The organism is Holdemanella sp. DFI.5.55 (genome assembly GCF_020593575.1).
Classification (GTDB): domain Bacteria; phylum Bacillota_I; class Bacilli_A; order Erysipelotrichales; family Erysipelotrichaceae; genus Holdemanella; species Holdemanella hominis.
Genome location: NZ_JAJDMK010000113.1, coordinates 1 through 3966 on the forward strand (window position 1 = coordinate 1; position 3966 = coordinate 3966).

Below are 3966 nucleotides of genomic sequence, written 5' to 3' on the forward strand. Positions count from 1 at the left end.
AAAACAGCTTAACCCCTTGGTTTTACGCCACTTTTGAGAAAGTATTTAATTTTTCTCTATAAAAAAAAGATCTAGACTGATTTGTCTAAATCCTTCAAGAATTGTTCTAAGCGAACAACAGCTTCTTTAATGTGATCTATGCTATATGCATAAGAGATACGAATGTATCCTTCACCACTTGGACCAAAGGCGTTTCCTGGAACACAGGCAACTTTTTGTTCTTGTAGTAATCTTTCGCAGAATGTTTCGGAATCAAGGCCTGTCGATTGAATATTACAGAATACATAGAATGTACCATGAGGCATATTTGTCTTTAGTCCCATACGATTGAGTCTGTTGACTAAGAAGTTTCTTCTTTTTAGATAATCATCTTTCATCATCAATACATCATCATAGCCGTTTTTAATGGCTTCGATACCTGCGTATTGAGACATAACAGGAGCTGACATGATCACATATTGGTGAATCTTATTCATAACAGAAGAAAGTTCTTTGTTGGCCATACAATAGCCTAGACGCCATCCTGTCATCGCATATGCTTTAGAAAAACCATTTACGACAATAATTTGAGATTTGATTTCGTCAAATTGGGCTAATGATGCAAAAGGCTGATCAAAGCTTAGTTCGGCATAGATTTCATCACTCACAACATATATACCTGATTCTTTGATGATATCAACAATTTTTGCGTAGTCCTCTTTTGTCATGACACCACCTGTAGGGTTGCTAGGATAATTGATGATCATCGCTTTTGTCTTTGGTGTGATGACTTTCTTTAAATCTTCTGGAAAAATTTTAAAGTCATTTTCTTCTTTTAACTGTAAAGGGACAACAACACCATCACTTAGTGTAACACTTGGTGCATAAGCAACGTAGTTAGGGTCTAATACAATAACTTCATCGCCAGGATTCAACAGGGCACGCATACATAAGTCAATGGCTTCACTACCACCAATTGTGACAATAACTTCATTTTCAGGATCATATGTTTGATTGTAATGTTCCTTATGGAATTTACAGATTTCTTCACGAAGCTCCAACAACCCACGATTGGCTGTATAGTGAGTATGTCCTGTGCTCATGTAGTGAATCGCATTTTCACAAATGTGCCATGGCGTAGCGAAATCGGGTTCACCAACACCTAGAGAGATAACGCCTTCCATTGTGTTTGCTAAATCAAAGAATTTACGGATTCCACTTGGCTTGATAGATGTTGCTTTTGTAGATAAACTCTTCATTATGGAGTCACAACCAATCTTGATTCTTTATCTTCTGGTTTGTCAATCATGACAATACCACTTTGCTTATATTGTTTTAAGACAAATAATGTCTTTGTGGAACGAACATCTTCAACACAGGCAATCTTATCTGAAACAAAGCGAGCCACTTCAAACATGGTTTTACCTTGTACTAAACATAAGAAATCACAATCTCCACTTAATAGATACATTGTATCTACTTCTGGATAGTTGGCAATCAATGCTGCTGTCTTGTCATAGCCTCTATTTCTTGTAGGTGTACAACTTACTTCAATATATGCTAAAACTTTTTGATCTTTTAACGCTTTATTGTAGTTGATAATTGTGTGATAGCCACAAATAATTTTGTTTTTTTCTAAAGATTGAATCTCTGATTTTATACTTGCTTCATCTTCATTCAAAATATCCGCTAGATCTTGTGAAGTTAGACGAGCATTATTTTCTAGTAAATCTAGGATTAAACTTTGGTTCATTTTTAATTCCTCCTTTTGAATATAATAGCACAATTAAGGTTATGTAAAAAGTGTGAAAATGCTTGAGAATGAATTGTAAATAGTCTAATATATAAGTGTTGTTAGTTGTAAAAAGTTTTACTTGTTAGAGAATTGACAAATCAACAGTAGGCTTTTATAATAACAATGGTATTTAAAGGAGGATTTACTGACATGACAGTAAAAGTTGCGATTAACGGTTTTGGACGTATCGGACGTTTGGCATTCCGTCAAATGTTTGGTGCTGAAGGCTACGAAGTAGTAGCTATCAATGACTTGACTAGCCCTAAGATGTTAGCTCACTTGTTGAAATATGATTCAACTCAAGGAACTTACGCTAAGGCTGACACAGTTGTTGCTGGTGAAAATTCAATTACAGTAGATGGAAAAGAAATCACTATCTACGCAGAAGCTGATGCTTCTAAATTACCTTGGGGTGAATTAGGCGTTGACGTAGTATTAGAATGTACAGGATTCTATACTTCAAAAGCTAAAGCAGAAGCACACATTAAAGCAGGTGCTCGTAAAGTTGTTATCTCTGCTCCAGCAGGAAATGACTTACCAACAATCGTTTACAATGTAAACCACGAAACATTAAAACCAGAAGATACAGTAATTTCTGCAGCTTCTTGTACAACAAACTGTTTAGCTCCAATGGCTAACGCTTTGAACCAACTAGCTCCAGTTAAATCAGGTATCATGACTACAGTTCACGCTTACACAGGTGACCAAATGACATTAGACGGACCTCAACGTAAAGGTGATTTACGTCGTAGCCGTGCTGCTGCAGTTAACATTGTTCCTAACTCAACAGGTGCTGCAAAAGCTATCGGATTAGTTATCCCTGAATTAAACGGAAAATTAATCGGATCTGCTCAACGTGTTCCAACTCCTACAGGATCAACTACTATTTTAGTAGCTGTTGTTGAAGGTGACGTAACTGTTGATCAAATCAACGCTGCTATGAAAGCTGCTACAACTGAATCATTCGGATACACTGAAGAACAATTAGTATCTAGTGATATTATTGGTATGCGTTACGGATCATTGTTCGATGCAACTCAAACAATGGCTCACTCATTAGGTGACGGAACTACTCACGTACAAGTTGTTTCTTGGTACGACAACGAAAACTCTTACACAAGCCAAATGGTTCGTACAATTAAGTACTTCTCAGAATTAGCTTAATAATTGTAAGACTTTTAAAGGAATCCAATAGGGTTCCTTTTTTTGATACTTTACTAAAAAGTGCAAATCAAAACCTTGAAATAAATATATAAATCATGTATTCTAACCTTTAGAGATTGTGAGGTGTTAGCGGTGGGTATTCGACATCGTTTGACGGATTCTGAGCGTGATGATTTAACAAAAGATGTAGACGATTTAGATGCTGTTTACATGGAAAAATTAAGAAAAGATGGAATTGACGAAGATTTATTAGCTCAGTTTCGTGATTTAACTTTAGAATTAGAAAAGGATAAGGAACAAAATGGATAGTAAGACAATGAATGTAATGATCATAATTATATTGACATTAGTATTTATCTTAGTGCCAATAATTATGAAAAAAGTTGTATGGAAGAAGTTATTAGTTCAATTGAACAATGAACAATATGACGAATTCTACAAAACATTAGATACAGGAATATGTAAATTCTCATATCAGGCATTTAACCGTGAGTATATGCGATTAAGTGGCTATTTGGCACAAAGAAATGATACGAAAATCGAAGAACAATTTGAATTGTTGAAAAATATGCGTATTTCAAATAAACAAAAGGCTAGTGTCGCAACTCGTGGATTTTATTATTATTTAGAAAAAGGAAAAATCAAAAAAGCAGAGGGCATGCTTTCTTATGGAAAAAGCTATGTTGATGAAAAGACATTCAAGAATATGCAGATTCAATTCAGCATATTAATGAAGAAAGAAGCCAAATATATTGATGACTGTAAAGAAATTTTAAATGGTATGTGGGATGGTAAGTCAGAACTAGACAACAATAAAAAATTCCCTGTTGGAACCATTCAATATTTAATTGGGCTTCAATATTCTTATTTAAAAGATGTGGATCATATGATGGAATACTTTAATCCTGCATTAGAAAATTTAGCAGGTACACCATATGAAGAAGATATTCGTCGTATCATGACTAAATTACATGGGCGCTCTAAAATAGTGTAGGGTTATGTGAAAATACCGGCTTTAAATTATTGTA

Annotated in this window: 5 protein-coding genes; 3 read left to right on the plus strand and 2 right to left on the minus strand. The window is 34.8% G+C overall.

Annotation, left to right across the window (positions count from 1 at the left end; all coding sequences use genetic code 11):
* Positions 1-71 precede the first annotated feature (71 nt).
* Both LJE08_RS12865 and LJE08_RS12870 read right to left on the minus strand, forming a co-directional pair.
* The gene (locus LJE08_RS12865; protein ID WP_217256121.1) at positions 72-1238 is read right to left on the minus strand and encodes a pyridoxal phosphate-dependent aminotransferase; all 1167 of its coding nucleotides are present in this window, start codon (positions 1236-1238) and stop codon (positions 72-74) included.
* Entirely contained in the window at positions 1238-1732 is a 495-nt protein-coding gene (locus tag LJE08_RS12870; protein WP_117926831.1) for an Lrp/AsnC family transcriptional regulator, read from the minus strand. Before LJE08_RS12870 ends, LJE08_RS12865 begins: the two co-directional genes overlap by 1 nt.
* A 192-nt stretch (positions 1733-1924) precedes the next feature.
* Here LJE08_RS12870 and gap point away from each other — a divergent pair, with 192 nt between their 5' ends.
* The 3 genes from gap to LJE08_RS12885 all read left to right on the plus strand — a co-directional run bounded on the left by gap (position 1925) and on the right by LJE08_RS12885 (position 3932).
* On the plus strand, positions 1925-2938 hold the full coding sequence (gap, locus tag LJE08_RS12875) for a type I glyceraldehyde-3-phosphate dehydrogenase (RefSeq protein WP_117926830.1): 1014 nt from the start codon (positions 1925-1927) through the stop codon (positions 2936-2938).
* Between the two features lie 132 nt (positions 2939-3070).
* Positions 3071-3247: a hypothetical protein gene (locus tag LJE08_RS12880; RefSeq protein WP_186998664.1), complete on the plus strand. Its 177-nt coding sequence runs from the start codon at positions 3071-3073 to the stop codon at positions 3245-3247.
* Positions 3240-3932 carry a hypothetical protein gene (locus tag LJE08_RS12885; protein WP_227403427.1) on the plus strand — a complete coding sequence of 231 codons (693 nt, stop codon included), beginning with the start codon at positions 3240-3242 and terminating at the stop codon, positions 3930-3932. Before LJE08_RS12880 ends, LJE08_RS12885 begins: the two co-directional genes overlap by 8 nt.
* The last annotated feature ends 34 nt before the right edge of the window (positions 3933-3966 follow it).